The organism is Paenibacillus marinisediminis (genome assembly GCF_054343325.1).
Window position 1 is genome coordinate 53,932 of record NZ_JBTGUH010000008.1, and the last position, 21,066, is coordinate 74,997.

General features: G+C 49.6%; 16 protein-coding genes. 1 reads left to right on the forward strand and 15 read right to left on the reverse strand.

Annotated elements, in window-relative coordinates:
• Positions 1 to 25: 25 nt before the first annotated feature.
• Positions 26 to 940, reverse strand: a complete 915-nt coding sequence (gene ftsX / locus ACXX53_RS17010; protein ID WP_458569870.1) for a permease-like cell division protein FtsX — start codon at positions 938 to 940, stop codon at positions 26 to 28.
• Positions 930 to 1,616 (reverse strand): cell division ATP-binding protein FtsE, encoded by a 687-nt coding sequence (ftsE, locus tag ACXX53_RS17015; protein ID WP_458569871.1) that lies wholly within the window; start codon positions 1,614 to 1,616, stop codon positions 930 to 932. The genes ftsX and ftsE overlap by 11 nt, the downstream gene beginning before the upstream one ends.
• Before the next feature lie 457 nt (positions 1,617 to 2,073).
• Between ftsE and ACXX53_RS17020 the strand changes: the two genes are divergently transcribed.
• Complete coding sequence (locus ACXX53_RS17020) at positions 2,074 to 3,507, forward strand: VanW family protein (protein ID WP_458569872.1); 1,434 nt, start codon at positions 2,074 to 2,076, stop codon at positions 3,505 to 3,507.
• 1,559 nt (positions 3,508 to 5,066) lie between these two features.
• Here the strand turns inward: ACXX53_RS17020 and argH are convergent.
• The 13 genes from argH to ACXX53_RS17085 all read right to left on the reverse strand — a co-directional run bounded on the left by argH (position 5,067) and on the right by ACXX53_RS17085 (position 20,969).
• Complete coding sequence (gene argH, locus ACXX53_RS17025) at positions 5,067 to 6,488, reverse strand: argininosuccinate lyase (RefSeq protein WP_458569873.1); 1,422 nt, start codon at positions 6,486 to 6,488, stop codon at positions 5,067 to 5,069.
• A 40-nt stretch (positions 6,489 to 6,528) separates the two neighbouring features.
• The gene (locus ACXX53_RS17030) at positions 6,529 to 7,773 is read right to left on the reverse strand and encodes an argininosuccinate synthase (protein ID WP_458569874.1); all 1,245 of its coding nucleotides are present in this window, start codon (positions 7,771 to 7,773) and stop codon (positions 6,529 to 6,531) included.
• A gap of 75 nt (positions 7,774 to 7,848) precedes the next feature.
• On the reverse strand, positions 7,849 to 8,796 hold the full coding sequence (gene argF / locus ACXX53_RS17035; RefSeq protein ID WP_458569875.1) for an ornithine carbamoyltransferase: 948 nt from the start codon (positions 8,794 to 8,796) through the stop codon (positions 7,849 to 7,851).
• Between the two features lie 57 nt (positions 8,797 to 8,853).
• Positions 8,854 to 10,053, reverse strand: a complete 1,200-nt coding sequence (locus ACXX53_RS17040) for an acetylornithine transaminase (RefSeq protein ID WP_458570025.1) — start codon at positions 10,051 to 10,053, stop codon at positions 8,854 to 8,856.
• A gap of 113 nt (positions 10,054 to 10,166) precedes the next feature.
• Positions 10,167 to 11,006: an acetylglutamate kinase gene (gene argB, locus ACXX53_RS17045; RefSeq protein WP_458569876.1), complete on the reverse strand. Its 840-nt coding sequence runs from the start codon at positions 11,004 to 11,006 to the stop codon at positions 10,167 to 10,169.
• 96 nt (positions 11,007 to 11,102) lie between these two features.
• Positions 11,103 to 12,317: a bifunctional ornithine acetyltransferase/N-acetylglutamate synthase gene (argJ, locus tag ACXX53_RS17050; RefSeq protein WP_458570026.1), complete on the reverse strand. Its 1,215-nt coding sequence runs from the start codon at positions 12,315 to 12,317 to the stop codon at positions 11,103 to 11,105.
• 127 nt (positions 12,318 to 12,444) lie between these two features.
• A complete protein-coding gene (gene argC, locus ACXX53_RS17055; protein ID WP_458569877.1) occupies positions 12,445 to 13,497 on the reverse strand; it encodes an N-acetyl-gamma-glutamyl-phosphate reductase in 1,053 nt (350 codons plus the stop codon).
• 412 nt (positions 13,498 to 13,909) lie between these two features.
• On the reverse strand, positions 13,910 to 14,812 hold the full coding sequence (locus ACXX53_RS17060; protein WP_458569878.1) for a YitT family protein: 903 nt from the start codon (positions 14,810 to 14,812) through the stop codon (positions 13,910 to 13,912).
• Positions 14,813 to 14,948: 136 nt separating this feature from the next.
• Positions 14,949 to 16,065 (reverse strand): peptide chain release factor 2 gene (prfB, locus tag ACXX53_RS17065; protein ID WP_458569879.1). Its coding sequence is split into 2 segments (ribosomal slippage): positions 14,949 to 15,992 and positions 15,994 to 16,065, totalling 1,116 coding nucleotides; the frame shifts between segments, so codons are not numbered across the junction.
• A 93-nt stretch (positions 16,066 to 16,158) separates the two neighbouring features.
• The gene (gene secA, locus ACXX53_RS17070) at positions 16,159 to 18,666 is read right to left on the reverse strand and encodes a preprotein translocase subunit SecA (RefSeq protein ID WP_458569880.1); all 2,508 of its coding nucleotides are present in this window, start codon (positions 18,664 to 18,666) and stop codon (positions 16,159 to 16,161) included.
• Between the two features lie 268 nt (positions 18,667 to 18,934).
• Positions 18,935 to 19,483, reverse strand: coding sequence for a ribosome hibernation-promoting factor, HPF/YfiA family (gene hpf / locus ACXX53_RS17075; protein WP_458569881.1), 549 nt, complete (start codon positions 19,481 to 19,483; stop codon positions 18,935 to 18,937).
• A gap of 121 nt (positions 19,484 to 19,604) precedes the next feature.
• Positions 19,605 to 20,540 (reverse strand): DUF2920 family protein, encoded by a 936-nt coding sequence (locus tag ACXX53_RS17080; protein ID WP_458569882.1) that lies wholly within the window; start codon positions 20,538 to 20,540, stop codon positions 19,605 to 19,607.
• A 231-nt stretch (positions 20,541 to 20,771) separates the two neighbouring features.
• On the reverse strand, positions 20,772 to 20,969 hold the full coding sequence (locus ACXX53_RS17085) for a cold shock domain-containing protein (protein WP_019424729.1): 198 nt from the start codon (positions 20,967 to 20,969) through the stop codon (positions 20,772 to 20,774).
• Between the last annotated feature and the right edge of the window lie 97 nt (positions 20,970 to 21,066).

Consider the following 21,066-nt stretch of genomic DNA (forward strand, 5'->3'; position numbering starts at 1 on the left):
CTCCTCTTAACTAATCGTATCTACGTTATACCTTCAAATATTTGCGCGTCGAGGTGACACTTCCCCATACTCCAATTAACACGCCTAATACGAGCAATGAACCCGTTATGATCAGCCATACTTCACGAAGTGGAATCAGCTGCAGGAACGACCAGCCTGCATCATTCGCAGCCGTGATCAATTGCGAATAACCGAACATTAAGATGCCCAGCGTAACAATCGAGCCGATTAACCCCAAGAGCACGCCTTCTATGAAAAATGGCCATCTGATAAAGGCATTTGTTGCCCCCACCATCTTCATGATGCTGATCTCACGTTGACGAGCCATAATTGTAACCTTGATCGTATTGGAAATGAGGAACATTGAAGTAACGGCTAACCCGATTACTAGAATAAAGCCAAAATTACGTACAGCTTCCGTTACCTGAAGCATCTTCTCAACAGGTCCGCCGCCGTATTTGACTTGCCAGATCGGCTTGGCACTGTTTGTTTCATTAATAGACTCAATCTTCTTCGCTACCATCGGAATCGTTTCCGGCTTATGTACTTCTACTATTAAGGAGTCCGGCAATGGGTTCGTATCGTCGGTATATCCGCTTAAGAAATCTTCCCCATCCTCGCCCAAGCTCTTCTCCATCTGCTTCATCCCGTCTGCTTTCGACAGGAATTCAACTTTACTGACTTCTGCCATGCTGCCTATGTCCGTTTTGAGGAGGTCGATCTGTTCCTGTGTAACCTCTTGATGCAAATAAACTTGAATCTGAACCTGACTGTCCATTTCCTTCGTTAACGAGTTAATATTAAGAGTCAAGATAATGAATACTCCTAATACAAACAATGAGATGACAATCGAGCTAACCGAAGCGACTGACATCCATCCGTTGCGAAAAACGCTCTTGCTGCCTTCACGTATATGGCGGAGTAATGTATTAAGCGTCATAGCCATAATCCCCCCGCATCACATCTCGCACGATATTTCCGTGTTCGATCGTTATAACGCGGCGCCGAATCGTATTTACGATATCCTTGTTATGAGTCGCCATCAAAATGGTCGTACCGCGATAGTTAATCTCTTCGAGCAGCTTCATAATGCCCCATGACGTCTCGGGATCCAAGTTGCCCGTAGGCTCGTCCGCTACAATAACCGCTGGGTTATTAACGATCGCACGCGCGATCGCGATCCTTTGCTGCTCACCGCCGGACAATTGGGCCGGCAGACTGTTCATCTTATGCTTCAATCCGACGAGCTCCAGCACTTCTGGAACACGGCGTTTTATGACCTTCTTCGGAGCTTCAATAACTTCCATCGCAAAAGCTACATTTTCATAAGCGGTCATCTTCGGTAGAAGCCTAAAGTCCTGAAATATAACGCCTATATTTCTTCGTACAAATGGAATCTTGCGCTGCTTCAGCTTACCGATATTGAATCCGTTGACAAATATTTGACCTTTTGTCGGAACGACTTCTCTATATATCATTTTCATAAAAGTAGACTTACCCGCACCTGACGGACCTACTAAATAAACGAATTCATCTTTGTCGATCTGTACGGAAATCCCTCGCAGGGCGTGGGAACCGTCGGTGTACGTTTTCCAGACATCTTGCATTTCAATCAACTGTATCACTTCCTATGCGTCTAGTTCAGCTTTAATATATTCGACACAAAGGTTACAATTCCTTTTCTTTTTTTCAATTTCCATATTCTTTTTGAGCTTTATTGCGGTTGCCAGCATTATTTCCCGGGAAAAAGTCAGCGTCTGACAGCTATCCTCAGCATTCTAGAATCACCATCACTATTAACTATCAATCTTGTCCTCTGACCTAGTCCACATCCGCTCAAACTCCTAAAAACAGTCAAGTTTCTGAAATGACGATCATATAATGAATGAACGTAGGGGTCGCTTAATCAACTATGATGCATAGCGGCTCATTCCGTTTGTTTCGTCGTACTGTTCCAAGCCTGTCCATGAACAGCTAGATGCGCAAGATCATGAATATAACAGGTGGTGCAGTTCGATAGAGAGCAGCATATCATTCGCATTTCATCGCATGGGAGCACAGGAGGAAACAGCATTGAAAAAGTTCTTTGGATGGTTAATAGGAATAATCCTGCTATTGATGATTGGGGCGGGAACTCTGTGGGGATTGGCTGAACGATACGCAGCCTCTACAACGGTACCTCCTGAAGTGAGGTTATCCAGTTGGGCTGTCGGAGGAATGGAGATCGATGCGTTCATAAACGAGTACAAACAGAAATTAGCCGCACTTGAAAATACTCCTGTAATATTTACCTTCGGTCAAACAGAAGTCGAGCCCGTGAGCACAACCTTGAAAGAATTAGGGGTAAAGTATGACGCTGAAGCATTGTTCATCGCACTCCGTCACTTGCAAGAGGGAAGTCTGTTGGAACGCATTCAAGCTCGTCGGAACTTCCAGAAAGAATGGAAGGTGCGTTTTCTATGGAACAATAATGTATGGAAGCAGCGTTTTACCGCTTCATGGGAGGAAAATGCCTTTGGCAACCCCACTAATGCTTCGCGTGAGATCAACGCGCAGGATCAGGTTATTTATACACCCGATACGACCGTATTCCGCTTAGATCGCGTACAGTTGGAGCAGCTCATTCGCGCAGCCATTCCGAATGAATGGAGCGAGAAGAAGGAGCTCAACATCGATGTTCCACTCGTGAAGCAAGAAGCCACGATCACACTAGAGTCGTTGAAAGCCGAAGGGATCGACCGCAAAATTATCGAAATGGTCACAAACATAGCGCCTGGGGATGCTGGACGTTTTCACAATGTTAAAGCAGCGGCGGATACCGTGAACGAAATGGTCCTGAAGCCGGGAGATATATTCGACTATGACAAAGTCATTGCCAAGGCTGAAAAACAATACGGCTTCAAAGAAGCCCCTGTCATCTTAAATGGAAAGCTCGTTCCAGGAATCGGCGGCGGAATCTGCCAAGTATCCAGCACACTCTATAACGCCGCACTCGGTACCGGGCTTGAAATCGTCGAGCGCCGCAATCACTCGCTGCCTGTAGCCTATTTGCCTCTTGGCCTAGACGCAACCTTCTCTGAGGGCTATATTAATTTCCGCTTTAAGAACACAACCGGCAAAGATATACTCATCCACACATCCACTGACGACAATCGTCTCACCATCAAAATGTTCGGCACCATGGACCCAAGCATCAGCTATAAGACGGAAACCAAAACCACAAAAGTCATAGAGCCTACCATAAAATATGTCGTCAACAACAAACTTGCCGACGGACAGCAGGAAACGATCCAGAAGGGCAAACGCGGGTACACAGTAGAATCCTATCGTATTAAAATGGTCAACGGCAAAGAAGTATCTCGCGAACGTCTCGATGTAGATAACTATCGCGCGCAACCAACTATAATCGCGACCAACTCCGGCGGGCAATCAGGCAAATCCGATGCCAAGCAGGAGAATCCCACTCCGATTGTCGAAGACGGCCTAAGCGGCCCTAACTTCCGCTAACGCCATACAGCCTCATATCCATTCACGGCTAACAGCCGCTGGTTTAAGCTCGCTCGAGTACGGGATCCACACATTATTGCAGATCCCGTACTCGCCCGCTACCCAGCGGCTGCAGTTGCGTTCGTGACTAACGTGCGCGTGCATGCACTCCGCGCACACCTCTTGCTGCTATCCCACCCGATCAGATGCGCATATCCTCCACGTTCATATCTGGGTACTATGCTGCTCTCTCAGGTACACCAGCTCTCTGCGTTCACATTGGGGTACTATACCGTTCGTTCAGGTTTGTATGTCCTCCGTGATTCCATTCAGGTCATATCCCACTCGATCAGGTGCTCATATCCTCCTCAAACGTATCTGAGTATTATACCTTTGGCTCAGGTACACCTGCCCTCCGCATTCACATCTGGGTATTATACCGTTCGCTCAGATTCGTATACCCTTTGTGAACCCCTTCGAGTAATATCCCACTCGATCAGGTGCTCATATCCTCCTCAAACATATCTGAGTGTTATACCTTTGGCTCAGGTACACCTGCCCTCCGCGTTCACATCTGGGTATTATACGGTTCGCTCAGATTTATGTATCTTCCGTGATTCCATTCAGGTAATATCCCACTTAATCAGGTGCTTATGTCCTCCTCAAACGTATTTGGGTACTATACCTTTTGCTCAGGTGATCATTTGGAGAAAGGTCCTATGGGACATCTAACGGGAGTGTGTGGCTAGAGGCTAACTAAGGTCATAATTTTTTTTACCTGAGCGATTGGGTGATTGGTCAGAGGATTGTTCAGACTTACTCCCAAGTGGTGGCTGGTTTACCGATTTCACCAGTTCGAAGCGTTATCTCCTGAGCTAGTGGGAGATTAGTAAGAGGATTGCTCAGACATATTCCCAAGAGGTAGCTGGTTTATCGACTTCCCCAGTTTCGAGCGTGATCTCCTGAGTTAATGGGAGATTAGCCAGAGGATTGCTCAGACTTACTCCCAAGTGAAGGCTGGTTTATCGACTTCCCCCAGTTTCGAGCGTTATCTCCTGAGCTAGTGGGAGATTAGTCAGAGGATTGCTCAGACATATTCCCAAGAGGTAGCTGGTTTATCGACTTCCCCAGTTTCGAGCGTGATCTCCTGAGCTAGTGGGAGAATGGGCAGAGGTTTGCGCAGACATATTCCCAAGTGGTGGCTGGTTTATCGATTTCCCTAGTTCAAGCGTGATCTCCTGAGCTAGTAGGAGATTAGCCAGAGGATTGCTCAGACTTACTCCCAAGTGAAGGCTGGTTTATCGACTTCCTCTCAGTTTCGAGCGTGATTACCTGAGCCATTGGGAGATTGGGCAGAGGTTTACGTGAACTACATACTGGGAGATGGTTTCGGGATCTTTGAGCACATATTGCTAGAGGGCGGCGGATGGGCTAGTAGACATGTGGGGTTGGCTATAAGTTATAGAAGTAAACCAACTAAAACAACAAAACCGTCCTCTTCAAGCAGCAGAGGACGGCTCTTATGGTCTGCTCACGCGCGTGCGGCCTCGCTGGACCAGCTTAACGCACGGAGCATGGGTTTATATTGTTTTCAGCGCAGCTTCGTGTGCGGATAACCATTCTTTTGTTATTTGTACGGCAGCGCCTGCGCGAGTGATAGCAGCCGTGACTTGCGGCGTAGCGGTACCGCCGAAGACGTCGCGGGCGTTGACCACTTGCTCCGGCTGGAGCACATCGTAGATTCGCTCGTCGAATAACGGTGAGAATTGTTTGAACTCATCGAGTGTCAGATCGAGCAGGTATACACCCTTCTGAATACAGTAGAGCACGGTCTTACCGATGACTTCATGCGCTTGACGGAAAGGCAGCCCCTTGTGAACGAGGAAGTCTGCGATATCCGTTGCGTTCGAGAAATCCTGGCGCACTGCTTGCCGCATGCGGTCGCGGTTGACCTTCATCGTCGCAACCATCGGCGCGAACAAACGAAGCGCGCCATCTAATGTTGCGACGGTGTCGAACATGCCTTCTTTGTCCTCTTGCATGTCTTTGTTGTAAGCAAGAGGCAAAGCCTTCAATACCGTCAGCATGCCAACGAGATTGCCATAAACACGGCCGGTCTTGCCGCGCACGAGCTCCGGCACATCCGGATTCTTCTTCTGCGGCATGATGCTTGAGCCGGTGCAGAAAGCATCGTCCAGTTCAATGAACTGGAACTCGGTGCTGGACCAGAGCACCATCTCTTCACAGAAGCGAGAGAGATGTGTCATGATGAGCGAAGCGTTTGCTAGAAACTCGACGATGAAGTCGCGGTCGCTGACAGCGTCGAGGCTGTTCTCGTACACGCGGTCGAAGCCCAATTGCTCGGCGACGAAGTGTCGATCGATCGCGAACGTTGTACCCGCGAGCGCTCCTGCACCAAGCGGCAGCGTATTGATGCGCTTGTAGCTGTCCTGCAGGCGTTCGATGTCGCGTTCGAACATCGACACGTACGCCATCAGGTGATGCGCGAACAAGATCGGCTGCGCCCGTTGCAAATGAGTATACCCTGGAACGATCGTGTCGATGTTCGCTTCCGCTTGCTGGATCAGCGCTTCCTGAAGCTTGGATAGCAGCTCCACGAACAGGATCACATGCTTGCGCAGATACAGATGCATATCCGTTGCCACCTGATCGTTGCGGCTGCGTCCGGTATGTAATTTGCCACCTACCGGTCCGATCAGCTCGATCAGCTTCTTCTCAATGTTCATGTGAATATCTTCATCGGACACCGAGTAGATCATTTCGCCATTCTGGATCAGCTTCAGCACTTGGTACAAGCCATCCTTGATTGTCTCGACGTCTTCCTGCGGCAAGATGCCGCAGCGTCCGAGCATCGTGACGTGTGCCAAGCTTCCCTGTATATCTTCTTCTGCCATTTCCTTATCAAATGTGATGGAGGCAGTGTACTGCTCTACCAATTGGTCGGTTTGTTTCGTAAACCGGCCTCCCCATAGCTTACTCACACGGCTTCCTCCTTACGTTGCTTCGTCTTGTGGTATGAGATTATAATCCGTGAACCTTGGTACCATGCACGCCGGAAGCCACTTTGAGGCGAAGCGCGTTCAGGTGGATGAAGCCTGTGGCGTCATTTTGATCGTAAGCTTGAGTTGGATCAGCTTCCATCGTCGCGATATCCGGGTTGTATAAGCTCACAGGGCTTTGGACGCCTGCGCCTATGATGTTGCCCTTGTACAGCTTCAAACGCACCACGCCTGTGACGCTCTTCTGGCTCTCGTTCACGAGCGCTTGAATTGCGAGGCGCTCCGGTGCGAACCAGAAGCCGTTGTACACGAGCGTGCTGTACTTCGTGATGAGCGAGTCGCGCAGGTGCATCACTTCGCGGTCCATCGTGAGCGATTCCATCTTGCGATGGGCCGTGAAGAGGATGGTGCCGCCCGGCGTTTCATATACGCCGCGGCTCTTCATGCCTACGAAGCGATTCTCGACCATGTCGACGCGGCCGATGCCGTGCTTGCCGCCTAGTTCATTTAGGCGTTCCATGACTTCGAGCGGTGTCATGGACTCGCCGTTGATTGCCGTACAGTTGCCTTGCTCGAACGTCAATTCGATGTATTCCGCCGTATCCGGCGCATCCTCTGGCGAGACGCTGAGGAGGTACATGCCTTTGTTCTCATCCGCGCTTGGATCGAACCATGGATCTTCCAACACACCGCTCTCATAGCTGATATGCAGCAGGTTGCGGTCCATGGAGTAAGGCTTCGCCGCTGAAGCCTGCACAGGGATTCCGTGCGCTTCGGCATAGGCGATCATTTCCGCGCGTCCTGGGAACTGTGCGCGGAACTCTTCGGAACGCCAAGGCGCTATGACTTGAATCTCCGGCGCGAGTGAAGCCGCCGTCAGTTCGAAGCGCACTTGGTCGTTGCCTTTGCCTGTCGCGCCGTGCGCGATTGCCATGGCGCCTTCCGCGCGCGCGATCTCGACCATGCGCTTCGCGATCAGCGGGCGCGCGATGCTCGTGCCAAGCAGGTACTGCCCTTCATAGAGGGCGCCTGCTTGGAACATCGGATAGATGAAGTCCTTCGCAAACTCTGCTTGCAGGTTGTCGATATAAGCTTTGCTTGCCCCTGTAGCGAGGGCTTTCTCTTCCAAGCCGTCAAGCTCTTCTTTCTGACCAATATCCGCCGTAAATGTGATAATATCCGCGTCGTATGTTTCCTTCAGCCATTTTAAAATAACCGATGTATCCAAGCCGCCCGAGTAGGCCAGCACGATCTTGTTCTTAGCCATAATGAGTTCCGCTCCTTCCAATCTGCCACCCGCACGTCGATGTCGCTGGGTTGTGTTATCTGTTAATGGGGTTAATTAAGCCATCAAGGCTGCCATGATTGCTTTCTGTGCATGCAGGCGATTCTCCGCCTCATCGAAGATGACGGAATTCGGTCCGTCAATGACGCCCGAGCTAACTTCTTCACCGCGGTGTGCAGGCAGGCAGTGCATGAACAGGTAATCCGGCTTTGCGTGTTCAACCAATTCTTCGTTCACTTGATAATTCGCGAATGCGGCTTCGCGCTCCTTCTGCTCCGCTTCAAAGCCCATGCTTGCCCATACGTCTGTATAAATGACGTCCGCGTCCTTGACCGCTTCCTTCGGATCGTTTGTCAACATGATGTTGGCGCCATTCTCCGCAGCCACTTCGTACGCTTGCTTCACGAATTCCACATCCGGCGCGTAGTTCGCCGGTGTTGCAACTGCGATCGTCATGCCGAACTTCGCCGCACCCATCATGAGCGAATGAGCCATATTGTTGCCATCGCCCACGTATGCGATCTTGAGACCTTCGAGCTTGCCTTTCATTTCATATACGGTCATGTAATCCGCCAACGCCTGACAAGGGTGGTTGAAATCCGACAGTCCGTTGATGACGGGCACGGTCGCGTTGCGAGCCAGATCAATTACGGTGTTATGGCCGAAAGTACGGATCATAATGCCATCGACATAGCGGGACAGCACCTGCGCCGTATCGGAAATCGGCTCACCTCGCCCGATCTGGATATCGTTACTGCTTAAGAACAGCGCCGAACCACCTAGCTGATACATTCCGACTTCAAAGGAAACACGTGTGCGGGTGGATGATTTCTCAAATACCATCGCCAGTGTCTTGCCTTTCAGCGGCTGCTCGGGATCCCCTGCCTTCTGCTTACGCTTAAGTTCGATCGCATAATGAATAAGTGCATACAATTCTTCTTGAGTATAATCAGCCAGCGCGATGAAGTCGCGGCCTTTCATTTGTTCAATGAGATTCAGGTTCATATCGGTATTCCCCTCCGTGTCGTGCGGTCGTATTCTTCGTGCGTGATCATGCTGGTGTTATGAAACCGGAATCGTGGCTTCCTGCAGCAATTGCTGCAGCATATTCACTGCCAGATCGATGTCTTCTTTCGTAACGAGCAAGCTCGGCAGAAGGCGAATGACATTCGGACCTGCGGTCACGAACAGCAAGCCGTCTTCTTGAGCTTTCGAAAGAAACTCAGCCACTGGCTGTTTGCATTCGATGCCGATGAGAAGTCCCATGCCGCGGATCTCGGTTACGATAGGCAAATGACCGATCTTATCGTGGAGCTGCGCCATCAAGTAGGTACCGGTATCAGCTGCGCGCGCCGCTAATTGTTCTTCAATATGCGTCTCGAGTGTGCCAAGCACTGCTGCCATCGCGAGCGGTGTACCGCCAAATGTAGAGCCGTGGCTTCCTGGACCGAACGCCTCACGGAGATGACCCTGCGCCAGCATCGCGCCTACTGGGAATCCGCTGCCCAAGCCTTTGGCTACTGTGAAAATGTCCGGCTTCAGCCCGTAATGCTCATGCGCGAACCAGCGGCCTGTGCGACCCATCCCTGTCTGTACTTCATCGATAATGAGCAGCAAGTTATGCTCTTTGCACAATTGTGTCACGGCTTCGGCAAATGCAGGCTCGATCAGATGCACGCCGCCCTCCGCTTGCACGATCTCCAGCATAATCGCCGCTGTATGTGGACCGATGGCTGATGCGAGAGCTTCTGCATCGTTAAATGGAGCATAGCGGAAACCTTCCGGAAGTGGCGCAAAGCCTTCCTGCACTTTGGCTTGCCCGGTTGCGGTCAGCGTAGCGAGCGTACGGCCATGGAACGATTGATGGAAGGTGATGATCTCGTAGCGATCATTGCCCAATATCTTCTGATTGTAGCGGCGGGCCAGCTTGATCGCGGCTTCGTTCGCCTCTGCGCCGCTGTTGCAGAAGAACACTGCGTCTGCACAGCTGTTTTGCGTGAGCAGCTGCGCAGCTTCCTCCTGCTGCGGTATGTGGAACAGATTGGACACATGCCAGAGGGTGTCCAGCTGAGCTTTTATTTTGTCTGCGACCCGCTTCGGCGCATGGCCGAGGTTCGTAACCGCGAGTCCGCACATAAAGTCGATGTATTCTTTGCCTTGATCATCCCAGAGTCGGCTTCCTTCACCCTTCACCAGCGCGATTGGATATCTCGCATAGGTTGGAAACAAGGAGCTTGCGCTAGAATTTGTCGCGTTGGACATGGACATCCTGTAATCCCCCTTTGTTGGCGCATATCGCAGCTTGAGCGTAGATTGCGCAGTCGTATATTCGCACCATGGTGCGTTGGAGTCTGTGTGGCAGGGTATGCGGTGATCTATCGTCGATGACCCGCTCCTGCTTCTGCTGTATTTTCCGCTACTGTGTACGCCTTGACGATTCGTGTTCCCAGCTGCTCGCCCGCAGCCAAGCGCCTCATCACATCCGGCTCAGTTCCTTGGGCGATGACTACCTCCGCTACTCCTCCATCCATGCATTGCATCGCGGCGCGAACCTTGGGGATCATGCCGCCATATATGTCTCCGTCCACTATCATTTGCTCTATATCTTCCGTTGATAGGACTGGCAGTACTACTTTCTCGCCGTCTATCGACTTCATAATTCCTGGTACATCGGTGATGACGATTAGCCGATCAGCGCCGAGGTGAGCTGCAACCGCGCCTGCGGCGGTATCCGCGTTAATGTTATAGCGCTGTCCTGCGGCGTCGATGCCAATCGGCGCGATAACCGGGATGTAGCCCATTTTGATTACCCCTGTAATCAATGAAGCATCCACATGGGTTACATCCCCGACGAAGCCAATCTCAGCGGCTTGCGCCACCGGCTGCGCCTGAATCATGGCGCCGTCCGTGCCCGACAGCCCGATCGCAGCAGCTCCGGCCTGCGTAAGCCTACGCACGATTTGCTTGTTCATGCTGCCTGCGAGCACCATTTCCACAACATCCAGCACTTCTTCACTTGTCTTGCGCAAGCCGTTGATGAATTCGGTCTCGATTCCCAGCTTCTCAAGCGTTCCCGAGATTGCCGGCCCGCCGCCGTGCACGATGACAGGCATGGTCCCGCTAGCCTGCACATCACGGAGTTGTTCATAGAAGGAATCCGGCAAGGCCGCCAGCGTACTGCCTCCGCATTTCATAACTAAACGCTCGTTTCCCATCCGGTTCTCCTCCTGTTCTCTGTTCTCTGTTCTTACGAAGTATGATTTGTTGATCATCGAGGGCAGCTTCGTACTGCTCTCCCATGTGCCAAGCCTCTATGTTCGATACGCCGCATTAATGCGGACATAATCATAAGTTAAATCACAGCCCCATGCGATTGCTTCCCCGCCCGCCATATTCAAGTTAACGTGGAACACAATCGTGTCTCCCTTTAAGTAAGCAAGCGCTGCTTCCTCATCGAAAGCTATTGGTGTGGATTGGCGAAGCACTTCTATCGGTCCGACGGAAATGTCGACTGTGTCCACCTGCACCTGCTCTCCAGAGTAGCCGACCGCTGCGATGATCCGTCCCCAGTTGGCATCAGCGCCAAATACCGCCGATTTCACCAGGCTTGAGCCGATGATGCTCTTCGCAATCACGTGTGCGGAATGGTCAGTGGAAGCGCCCGATACGCGAACTTCGATCAGCTTCGTCGCACCTTCACCATCGCGAGCGATTGCTTTTGCCAGTGCTGCGCATACATAGTGGAATGCCGCTGCGAAGGCTTCCCATGCTTTATGCTGCTTATTAAGCGTGTCGTTATTGGCAAAGCCGCTTGCCATAACTAGAAGCATGTCGTTGGTGCTCGTATCACCGTCCACAGTGATCATGTTAAATGTGCGGTCTGTTGTGTGCTTCAGCAGCTCCTGCAGAGCCGATTGCTCCACTGCTGCATCCGTCGTAACGAACGCTAGCATGGTCGCCATGTTCGGGTGAATCATGCCTGAGCCCTTTGCCGTTCCTGCGATCGAGACTGGCTTGCCGTCTATCTCCACAACTACGCATACTTCCTTCTTCACGAGATCCGTCGTGAGGATCGCCTGACTGAACTGCTCCGCTCCGTCCCGCTCCTTCGTGAGCTGGGCAGGCAGTGCGGCAATGCCGTTCTCGACACGATCCATCTTCAAGTTCTCACCGATAACACCTGTGGAGGCTACGGCAACAAGATGCGGCTCTATGCCCAGCAGCTCCGCCAATGCGGAACGCATGCGGTAAGCGTCAGCTTCGCCTTGCTTGCCTGTGCAGGCATTGGCGTTTCCGCTGTTGACCACGACCGCCTGCAGCTTGCCTTCCACAGCGATGCTCGCGCGCGTCACGCCAAGCGGCGCGGCTTGGAAGGCGTTGGTCGTGTAGACCGCCGCCGCAGCAGCCGGCACGTCACATACGATCGCGCCGATATCGTTGCGCGTCGTCTTCTTGAGGCCGCAGTGCAACCCTGCGGCCCGAAATCCTTGCGGTGTCGTAACGGAACCTTCCGTTACATGAAACATTGGCGTTCCGCCTGCCGCTTCCTTCGAAGCGTCTGCCAGCTTGCTATTCATAAGGCACTCCTCGCCCTTCATCTTGTAATCTATTACTCTATCTATTTCATATATGAATAATGACTGAATCTCGTAATTATGGATAAACTGGCGTGAACAACAACCCCGTCGTCTCATCCCAGCCCATCATCAGGTTCAGGTTCTGAATTGCCTGCCCTGCTGCGCCCTTCACGACGTTATCAATGACCGAGATGATCGTCACGCGCTGCGTTCGCTCATCGATACTAAAGCCGATGTCGCAGTAGTTCGATCCGGTCACTTCCTTCGTCATCGGCCAGTTCCCTTCCGGCCGCACACGGACGAACCGTCTGCCTTCATACTTTTCATTGTATAAATGTACAAAGTCGCGTTCCGTGTACTGTCCGTTCAGCTTCGCGTACATCGTACACATGATGCCGCGCGTCATCGGCACGAGGTGCGGTGTAAACGTCACGGTCACCGGCTTCCCGGTCAGATCGCTCAGCACCTGCTCGATCTCTGGCGTGTGTTGATGCTTATTGATCTTATAAGCCTTGAAGTTCTCGTTTACCTCAGAGAAATGAACCCCCATGTTCACTCCCCGCCCAGCGCCGGATACACCGGACTTCGCATCAATGATGATGCTGTCCGATTCCAGCCAGCCTGCCTGCAGTGCAGGCGCCAGGCCAAGCAGCGCGGCGGTTGCATAGCACCCGGGGTTCGAAATGAAGCTCTTTCCCTGCACATCGCTCCCGTACCATTCACACAAGCCGTACACGGCTTGCTCCAGCGTAACGGGATCAACAGGGTCGTGCTTATACCACTGCTTATACTCCTCCGCATCCTTCAAGCGGAAGTCGCCGGACAGGTCAATGACCTTAAGGCCTGCCGCCAAGAGCTGCGGAACGAGCTTCGCACTTACACCAGAGGGAGTCGCCGTAAATACAACATCGGCCTTCTCCTTGATCACCTCGGGATCTACGCCATCCAAGGTGTCCAACATAATCTGGTTCAAGTGCGGGAACCAATCCGCAATCGGCATGCCTGCGCTAGACGACGAGATTACCGAAGTGATATGAACCTGAGGGTGCTGCTGCAACAAACGTATAAGTTCAACGCCACCGTATCCAGTAGAGCCTACGATGGCCGCTCGAATGGTCGTAGATGTCATGATGATTTCTCCTTTTCCCCCTATAATGACGTTTAGCCGTTCACTAGCAGAAGTTTTAGTTGCAAACCTCTTAAACAATTTATGTATCATTATACGATCGTATTTATAATAATACAACCACTTTTATAAAAAAACACTTTCGCCCTGTAGCGACTGGGAAATCTCACGTTTATTCAGCTAAAATTATTCAGTTATACCGATATTGATGCATAAATGGGGTTAATTATGTATGGGGTGAAATAGTTGAAATTTAAGATTTATGAGTTTTTGTGTAGAAAAGATAGAATTAGCGATATCTGGCTTCGTGTCATCACACGCTCTCACAACAGGGTCCGTATTTATGGGGTAACACCAAAAAACCGATCACCACGCTTCTTTGCGTAATGATCGGTTTTACTGTTTTCATTGCATATTACGAATGAACTTTAAATCCCTCACCCAACACCTCATTCGCGTCACTTATGATGACAAAGGCCGTTGGATCGACCGAGCGAACGATGCTCTTGAGCTTTACGATCTCCGTTTGTCCGACGACGACCATTAATACCTGACGACCCTCGCCTGTATACCCGCCTTCCGCATGCAGCTTCGTCAAGCCTCGATCCAGGTCATGAAGAATGGCGTTGCTCATCTCCTCATTCTTATCCGTTATGATATGAGCGAGCTTCGTATAGCTGAACCCTAGCTGCACCACATCCAGCGTCTTGCTCATTACAAATAGCCCAATCAAGGCATACATCGCCGCTTCAAATGACAGCATGAAGCCCGCCAGCAGGATGATTACACCATCACATATCGCGACAGCAAGCGGCAAACTGATCCCTACGAAGGTATGCAGCAATTGCGCCGTAATCGCATTACCGCCAGTAGATCCTCTTCCACGAAATACAATCCCAAGACCAAGTCCAATCCCGATTCCGCCGAAGATAGCAGCTAAGAGCTGATTATCCGTTCCCGCAGGCAGATTCTCGGTCAGATATATAAATGTCGGAAATGCGATTGAGCCAACAAGCGTCCGAATGCCGTATTGCTTGCCCAGCAGCGAAACGCCTAGGATGAAGAGTGGAATGTTGAAAGCATATTGGGTAATAGCTGGGTTCCAGCCAAATGTATCTTTCAATATGATCGATAGCCCCGATATGCCGCCTGAAGCAATGTTGTTAGGCTGTTGCAGCATATTGAAGGTAACCGCCATGATAAATGCGCCGATCAGGATCATTCCGTATTCGATGACCGTATTTATGGGATGGTTAGGAGGTATTAGCGGCCTCCTGCGATTCTTCTTGGATGACCGGACGCGAGATGATGATGACATAATTTCTCTCCTTTAATATACACTTAGTACTCTCGATAATAGCTAATCTCTTACTCTGCTGTGCTACAGCGTTCAAGTGCATCAAAAAACCTGCCCCGACAATGTCGGCGGCAGGTCCATTACAAGCTCAGCATATTTATTGTTCAGAAGGTTTCTGTATACGGCTGCGTAAATAGGCTTCAATGAACGAATCAAGATCGCCGTCCATGACGGCGCCAACATTGCCAGTCTCATTCTGTGTGCGGTGATCTTTGACCATGCTGTACGGATGAAATACATAAGAGCGGATCTGACTGCCCCATGCAATATCCATCTGTTCGCCGCGAATCTCGGCAAGTTGCTTCTCCTGCTCTTCAATCTTAATCTCAACGAGCTTGGAGCGCAAGTGAGTCATCGCACGTTCACGGTTCTTAATCTGCGAACGTTCTGTCTGACAAGTCACGACTACTCCAGTTGGAATATGCGTGATTCGTACGGCAGAGTCCGTCGTATTGATATGCTGTCCACCTGCACCGCTTGCTCGGTACACATCAATTCGCAAGTCCTCTGTACGAATCTCAACTGCACTATCCTCCGTAATCTCTGGAACCACGTCACAGGATACGAAAGAGGTATGTCGACGACCCGAAGCATCGAATGGAGAGATGCGCACCAGACGGTGAACACCCTTCTCTGCTTTCAGATAGCCATAAGCATTGAAGCCCTTGATGAGCAGCGTTACACTCTTAATACCCGCCTCATCACCAGGCAGGTAGTCCAGCACTTCAACCTTGAACCCGCGCTTCTCAGCCCAGCGCGTATACATACGGAGCAGCATCTGGCCCCAGTCTTGAGACTCGGTGCCGCCGGCTCCCGGATGCAGCTCAAGGATTGCGTTATTCTTGTCATACTCTTCACTAAGCAGAAGCTGAAGCTCATACTTCTCCACCTTCTCGAATAGCTTCTCCACGGACTCGGTGATCTCCACAGCAAGACTCTCATCCTGCTCTTCCTCAGCAAGTTCCCACATCATCTCGATCTCTTCTTGCTCTTCCTTGAGCGTCTGGTATTGATCAACAATACTCTTTACACCATTCAATTCAGCAATTATGGCTTGAGCCTTCTCATTGTCATCCCAGAAGTTAGGAGCAGACATCTTCTCTTCATAATCCGCTATCTGTTCCAGCTTAAGGTCTAAGTCAAAGAGACCCCCTAAGATTTAATAGTTTCGCTGCGACTTCACGCAGTTGATGACGTACACTTGGATCGATCATCTGAGTCACCTCTATTGTAGATTCTTCACTAGTACAGCAACATCGGGCGCCCCGAGGGTCGCCCGATGTCTATATCATATGCACGGTTAGAGATTAAGCATCCTTACCGTGGCATTGTTTGAACTTCTTGCCGCTGCCGCATGGACAAGGGTCATTGCGGCCGACCGTAGCCTGCTTAACCACTGGCTTCTTCGTCGCAGGCTCAGCGTTAGTGGACATCTTGCTCTCTTCCACAACCGCTTGACGTTCAACCTTCTGTTGAACCTGAGCTTTCATGATATACGTGGATACTTCTTCTTGGATCGCTGCGACCATCGCATTGAACATCTCATAGCCTTCAAATTGATATTCGCGAAGCGGATCTGTACCGCCGTATGCGCGGAGGTGAATACCTTGACGCAGATGATCCATCGCATCGATATGATCCATCCACTTCGAATCGACTGCACGAAGCACGATCACTTTCTCGAACTCGCGTACGAGCTCTTCACCCATCTGCTGTTCGCGCTCGATATACTTCGACATAACCTTGTCGAAGAGATATTCCTTAATCTCTTCTTTCTCTTTGCCCCAGAGGTCGTCTTTCGTTACGGAACCTTCTTCAAGCAAATGGCGATTCATATATTGAATAACTTCTTCATATTCCCAGTTCTCTGGAATATCTTCCTCATTGCAGTGTGCGTCAATGATTCGATCGATACAAGGCTCGATCATGTCCATAACAATCTGTCGAATATTATCTGCGGCCAATACTTCACGACGCTGACGATAAATGATCTCGCGCTGCTGGTTCATCACATCGTCATACTGCAGGACGACTTTGCGCAAGTCGAAGTTGTTGCCTTCTACGCGCTTCTGTGCCGATTCAACCGCACGCGAGATCAGCTTCGATTCGATCGGTTGATCTTCTTCGAATCCAAGCTTCTCCATCATGCCAAGCACGTTATCCGCACCGAAACGGCGCATCAATTCATCGTCAAGCGACAGATAGAACTGTGACGATCCTGGGTCGCCTTGACGTCCCGAACGTCCGCGAAGCTGGTTGTCAATCCGACGGCTCTCGTGGCGCTCTGTACCGATGATGTGCAATCCGCCTACTTGCGGCACACCTTCACCGAGCAGAATGTCCGTACCGCGGCCTGCCATGTTCGTCGCAATCGTAACCGAACCCGGCTGACCCGCACGAGATATAATTTCCGCTTCTTCAGCGTGGAACTTCGCATTCAATACTTTATGAGCAATGCCCTTCTTGCGCAGCATATCCGACAGCAGCTCAGAGTTCTCGATCGATACCGTACCAACGAGTACCGGCTGGTTCGTCTTGTGACGCTTTACGATCTCTTCTACAGCAGCACGGAACTTCGCATTAACGGTCTTGTAGACGACATCCGGCATATCTTGACGAATGTTCGGCTTATTCGTTGGAATCTGAACAACTTCAAGACCATAAATGCTCTTGAACTCTTCTTCTTCCGTCTTCGCTGTACCCGTCATACCCGCAAGCTTGCGGTACATACGGAAATAGTTCTGGAACGTAATCGTCGCGAGCGTCATGCTCTCATTCTGAACATCCAGCTCTTCCTTCGCTTCGATCGCTTGGTGCAAGCCGTCACTGTAGCGGCGGCCTGCCATCATACGGCCTGTGAACTCGTCAACGATAACAACTTCGCCTTCTGTTACGACGTAGTCTACGTCACGGCGCATAATCACATGTGCACGCAGCGCTTGTTGAATATGGTGGTTCAAGGTAACATTTTTCACATCAAACAGGTTCTCGACACCGAATGACTTCTCAGCCTTCGATACGCCCGCCTCTGACAGTGCAACTTGGCGTGTCTTTACATCTACAGTAAAGTCATCCTTCTCCAGACGTCTAATGAATCGGTCAGCGGCGAAGTACATTTCAGTAGATTTCGCTGCTTGTCCAGAGATGATGAGCGGTGTCCGCGCTTCATCGACAAGGATGGAGTCTACTTCGTCAATGATTGCATATGTCAATGGACGCTGTACCATTTGCTCCTTATACAGCACCATGTTATCGCGCAGATAGTCGAAGCCGAACTCATTGTTTGTACCATATGTGATATCCGCTGCATATGCTTGCTGCTTGTCGTCTGGATCCATGCCCGCAAGGTTCAAGCCAACTTCCATACCGAGGAAGTTATAGATCTGACCCATCTCTTGACTGTCGCGTGTAGCCAAGTAGTCATTGACCGTGACGACATGAACACCCTTGCTTGCGAGTGCGTTCAAATAAACCGGAAGCGTACCAACCAACGTCTTCCCTTCACCCGTCTTCATCTCTGCGATCTTGCCTTCATGCAGAACGATACCGCCAAGCAACTGAACATCATAGTGACGCTTGTTCAATACACGCTTGGACGCTTCACGCACCGTTGCAAATGCTTCAGGCAGCAATTGATCCAGAGTATCTCCTTTCTCTAAGCGCTCACGGAATTCTACCGTTTTCGCTTTGAGCTGTTCATCAGTTAATTTTACGAATTCTGGCTCTAAGCCATTGATGACCTCAACGGTCTTCATGATACGCTTTACTTCGCGTTCATTGACATCGCCAAATATTTTTTTAACAAGTCCTAGCATGGTTAACCCCTTTCGCCCCAAACAGATCGTTGTGGTCGTCACCATCATCATTATATGAAGGTGGAGAACTTATCCGTTGACTCGTGTTTGCAATAAATTGTAACAGTTTCACGGGAGAGCCGCAACCGCTCAAGTCTCGTTTCGACCGATAATCATGAGTTATAATATCTATTATACGTGAAAAGAGCCTATTCCGTTGTGGAATTAGGCTCAATTCATTATTGGCATTAGAAACCGTCTATATCAGGCGGTTGGTTACTACCGTTTCTTAGCCTTGTTCAATGAGGCCATAACGTCCGTCATTCCGGCGATACACCACATTGACTTCCTTCGTCTCCGCGTTCGAGAAAACGAAGAAATTGTGTCCGACCATATTCATCTGGAGGATCGCTTCCTCAACATCCATTGGCTTCAACGTAAACCGCTTCGTACGCACAAGCTCGAGCTCGTCTTCATCCTCTACAGTAGCAACAGGGGCTGCTTCTGTAAACAGTTGCTTCAAGCCGCCTTCTTGACGCTGGCGAATCTTGCGATTGACCTTCGTCTTATGCTTGCGAATCTGGCGCTCCAGCTTCTCCACCACAAGGTCGATAGACGCATACATATCGTTGCTGCGATCTTCTGCTCGAAGAATCAAGCCAGGCATAGGAATCGTAACTTCGACACTGTGCAGGTCGCGCGTTACACTGAGTGTAACGTTCACATCGGATGATGGTGGTGTTTCGAAATAGCGTTCAAGTCTACCAATCTTTTTCTCAACGTAATCGCGAAGAGCTTCTGTGACTTCAATTTGTTGACCTCGAATGCTGTATTTCATAAGGAACTCCTCCTTTGCTTACCTGTATTATACCACAGCCGAGTATCTCAATTCAAAACGTCAGCCAGACTTATTTATGTACATTTACTTACAGTTTATATGACTGAGATGGAGGGGTGAATTATAAGATCAGAGCAAAAAACTGTAACAATCCACTTGAATAATCAATAGTAAATAAATGTTCACTCGTCTTAATATTCACTCTAGGTAATTCAATTGATCTCTTCTGCTCGAATTTGACATTAGACATTACTTTTTCAAATAACAAGAGGAAATCCGCCCCTAGTCCATGGGTATTTGATTTAAATACTATCCCCTCTACTTCATCTAAAGTGATTAGGTTAAACTCCACGTTAGCGACTTGCTCGCAAAACTTCTTCTTGCTTGCAGCAGGCACCATCAAGTCTTGGTCTCCGTTATAGCTTACAATCCTACATACATTATTGAATTTCCTATAAAGTGAAGGCAGATAAAATACTTCTTTTTCTTGTGGAAAGTCTGCGGCGATATAATGAAACCTAATTTGTTTATCCTCAGTATTTAGTATACGATCTGACAGCAGATATAAAGGATATAAATAGGAAGAGTTATCAATTAATAATGTAAATAATTTTGGAGCGAATGCATTACACAGATACGCTAAATATGATCCATGCGACTGCCCGAGTACAATGATCTTTCCGTAATTTATATCACGGTTTTGCTCTTTAAGTATTCCAACAACTGTAAGCACAGCTGTAATATTATCAATGGACTGCATAAAGGACATATCGTTAAAGTTCTCAATATTCTCCTCTTGAACATCCAGTTGCATAAACTCTTGCCCGAAGTAATGACATTGAACTGCGATGAGATTGTATTGATCCGCGAACTGATCTCTCATTTTCTGATACACTCTAGATTCTGTAGTAGCACCGAATCCAGGGATTAATAACACGACCCCCGTCTCCTCATTTACCCCTTTGTTAGGCAGAGAATAGACGATATCTATTTCTCTTGGTGTATTCGTATAAATGTTACAATGACCTGGTGCTGATAATCTATAATGTTCTGCCATTGTATCCTCCTAGTGCTCTGATGTTTACGTACTTTGTTGCAGATGGCGCTTCGTACTAGTTACTGAATTAATTCCTCAAGAGTATGACAGCGCTATAATTCATAAAATAACTAGTCTATATATCGTCAATAATGCTGTTCGTCATTAGAAACCAAACCATAATAAAAACCCCCAGCAAAGCTGGGGGTTAGCTAATCGAAATCATATATTATTCGGCGATTGCCGTAACAATTACAATTTGATTACGTTAGCTGCTTGTGGTCCGCGTGCGCCTTCCACGATATCAAATTCAACAGCTTGGCCTTCTTCCAACGTTTTGAAACCGTCAGTTTGAATAGCGGAGAAGTGAACGAATACGTCGTTACCTTCTGCAGTCTCGATGAAGCCATAGCCTTTCTCTGCGTTAAACCATTTAACTTTACCTTGCATCTCTAAACATTCCCTTCATCTTCAAATCAGTAAGGGTGACCCTCACAATTTCGACTATATCACCCAGTGGAAACGGTGTCAATGATAATTATGGGAA

What these genes read in the sequence shown, in the direction of transcription:
- ftsX (WP_458569870.1), bottom strand. Translation starts at nt 940, where the DNA reads ATGACGCTTAATACATTACTCCGCCATATACGTGAAGGCAGCAAGAGC.
- ACXX53_RS17030 (WP_458569874.1), bottom strand. Translation starts at nt 7,773, where the DNA reads ATGGCTAAGAACAAGATCGTGCTGGCCTACTCGGGCGGCTTGGATACA.
- argF (WP_458569875.1), bottom strand. Translation starts at nt 8,796, where the DNA reads ATGAACCTGAATCTCATTGAACAAATGAAAGGCCGCGACTTCATCGCG.
- ACXX53_RS17040 (WP_458570025.1), bottom strand. Translation starts at nt 10,053, where the DNA reads ATGTCCAACGCGACAAATTCTAGCGCAAGCTCCTTGTTTCCAACCTAT.
- argB (WP_458569876.1), bottom strand. Translation starts at nt 11,006, where the DNA reads ATGGGAAACGAGCGTTTAGTTATGAAATGCGGAGGCAGTACGCTGGCG.
- argJ (WP_458570026.1), bottom strand. Translation starts at nt 12,317, where the DNA reads ATGTTTCATGTAACGGAAGGTTCCGTTACGACACCGCAAGGATTTCGG.
- argC (WP_458569877.1), bottom strand. Translation starts at nt 13,497, where the DNA reads ATGACATCTACGACCATTCGAGCGGCCATCGTAGGCTCTACTGGATAC.
- ACXX53_RS17060 (WP_458569878.1), bottom strand. Translation starts at nt 14,812, where the DNA reads ATGTCATCATCATCTCGCGTCCGGTCATCCAAGAAGAATCGCAGGAGG.
- secA (WP_458569880.1), bottom strand. Translation starts at nt 18,666, where the DNA reads ATGCTAGGACTTGTTAAAAAAATATTTGGCGATGTCAATGAACGCGAA.
- hpf (WP_458569881.1), bottom strand. Translation starts at nt 19,483, where the DNA reads ATGAAATACAGCATTCGAGGTCAACAAATTGAAGTCACAGAAGCTCTT.
- ACXX53_RS17080 (WP_458569882.1), bottom strand. Translation starts at nt 20,540, where the DNA reads ATGGCAGAACATTATAGATTATCAGCACCAGGTCATTGTAACATTTAT.
- ACXX53_RS17085 (WP_019424729.1), bottom strand. Translation starts at nt 20,969, where the DNA reads ATGCAAGGTAAAGTTAAATGGTTTAACGCAGAGAAAGGCTATGGCTTC.